This window comes from Atribacteraceae bacterium, assembly GCA_035477455.1.
Classification (GTDB): domain Bacteria; phylum Atribacterota; class Atribacteria; order Atribacterales; family Atribacteraceae; genus DATIKP01.
The window spans coordinates 1-1980 of sequence record DATIKP010000123.1 but is presented as its reverse complement, the minus strand read 5'-3'; the positions used below and the strand labels follow the sequence as shown (position 1 = coordinate 1980).

The window sequence follows — 1980 nt, the reverse complement described above, 5'->3', positions numbered from 1 at the left end:
GATTTACCCTGAGTCCGCTTCAACTCGCCCGCTATGTCGATCATACCCTGCTACGCCCGGATGCTCCGACCAGCGCCTTTGACCAGCTATGCGAAGAAGCTCTTACCTACGGGTTTTATGCTGTCTGTGTCAATGCCTGTCGGGTGGGATATGTGGCGAAACGCCTGCAGGGAACGGCGGTAAAGATCTGCTCGGTGGTTGGCTTTCCGCTGGGCGCCGTGACTAGTCGCAGCAAGGCTTTCGAGCATACTTCCCTGGGGGGCAATGTTAACCCAACTTTCACATTTATCCGTACCTGTAGCGACGCAGCGACCAGGCGTTCAATCCACCAGGAGGAATTAACATATGAGCACTAGTCATGATCGGTTGCGCGGTAAAACGTGTGTGGTCACCGGAGCGGCGGGAAGCATCGGTCTGGCGATAGCGCAGCATTATGCCCGGATTGGCGCCAAAGTGGCCTTGATCGATAGCCGTCCCGGCGTGGTGGATCGGGCAGAAGATTTGAAAAAGGCCGGGCATGAAGCCACCGGATTTGTGGTCGACATTACCAGGCGGCCCGCGGTATTGGATTGTTTCAGCGAAATTCTGACTTCCATCGGATCCGCGTATGCCCTGGTGAACTGTGCCGGGCTGGTGGACCAGAGACCGCTGGAGGAGGTGACGCCGGAGATTCTCGAGAGAGTCTTTCGAGTCAATGTGTACGGTACCCTGTATTGCATCCAGGGAGTCTTACCGGCCATGAAGAAGCGGAAAGAAGGAAAGATCATCAATTTCTCCTCAAAGTCCGGTAAAACCGGCTCGGCCTTGCTGATCCCCTATTCCGCCGCCAAAGGAGCGGTCATTGCCCTCACTCAGGCTTTGGCTTGCGAGGTGGCTTCCTACAATATCAAGGTGAATTGCCTGTGTCCGGGAATTACCGAGGCTACCGGGGTCTGGAGCGAGGTCAGTAAGGGGTATATTCACAACCTGAATCTTCCGGAACAAGAAGTCGTGAAGCAGTTCACCGAAAAAATTCCCCTGAAACGGTTGGCCCGGATCGACGATATCGTGGATTTTGTCGATTTCCTGACGGTCAAGGGCGAATATTGCACCGGTCAGGCCTTCAACATCTCCGGGGGGAGAGAGATGCACTGAGCGGCCCCGCCCCGCCCCGCCCCGCCTAAAATATTGATGAAATCCTGACCTTACCTCACTTGAAAATCCTCAGATCAACACAGCTACCTCCCGGAGAATTTTGCTCACCCCCCGCCATCGGTCATCTCCTACCGCCCCATAGTCAAATTACTTGTGCCGGAGTAGCCGTAATTTAATTGATCAGTACCTGTCTCGCTCAACCCTACCGCTTGTGGGAATGGGCGCGCATGGCCGGAGAAGTGACCGAGAATTTCTATCCGATATGCCTCCCGTGTTCGTGATAATCCGAGCATCCGCCTTCGCCCCTGACATAAGCCGGATCCGGAAGGCCCACATGGTAATGGCGTAAGTCTGGTGGGAAGGAGTTCCTAAGCTGGGTTCTTTGAGTCAGACCATCCAGTCCGTGTCGGCAAAGCGATGCTAAAGAAATGGTTGGGCAGGTCATGAATATCCTCTCTGGCCGGGACCGTAAGCCTTGTGCCGGGTATCGCCGGGCGTCCGATAGCCGAATTTGCCTGGTCGGACCCAGTCAAAAAAAATTCTCGACCAGATCCTCTCGAAGCGTTGCGCGCCGACCAGGGGTATCGCCAACTATTCGGCAGGGGAGTTCCAGGGTTCACAACCGGAAAATTATGGGAAAATTGCGCTTGCCGGCCTCCGGCAACTGTTGGAACAGGTCAAATCTGAAAGTATAGGCAGGTAAATGTGGTCAAGTCCATTTTTCCCTGTAAAAGTGGATAACCTTTTTCATGCTTTCAGTTCACCTCTCCAAGAGCTTTTGGCTCTGTATCCAGAATAGCCAGTGCTTCTCTCAACCGATCCGGCTAAGCGCTCGCTCCCAGTGAA

Annotated in this window: 2 protein-coding genes; both read left to right on the top strand. The window is 54.3% G+C overall.

What is annotated here, in order from left to right; translation table 11 throughout:
• On the top strand, positions 1-356 hold a 356-nt coding region (locus VLH40_07565), incomplete at its 5' end, for a hypothetical protein (protein HSV31860.1).
• Positions 346-1134 (top strand): SDR family oxidoreductase, encoded by a 789-nt coding sequence (locus VLH40_07560; GenBank protein ID HSV31859.1) that lies wholly within the window; start codon positions 346-348, stop codon positions 1132-1134. The genes VLH40_07565 and VLH40_07560, both read left to right, overlap by 11 nt.
• The last annotated feature ends 846 nt before the right edge of the window (positions 1135-1980 follow it).

What these genes read in the sequence shown, in the direction of transcription:
- VLH40_07560 (HSV31859.1), top strand. Translation starts at nt 346, where the DNA reads ATGAGCACTAGTCATGATCGGTTGCGCGGTAAAACGTGTGTGGTCACC.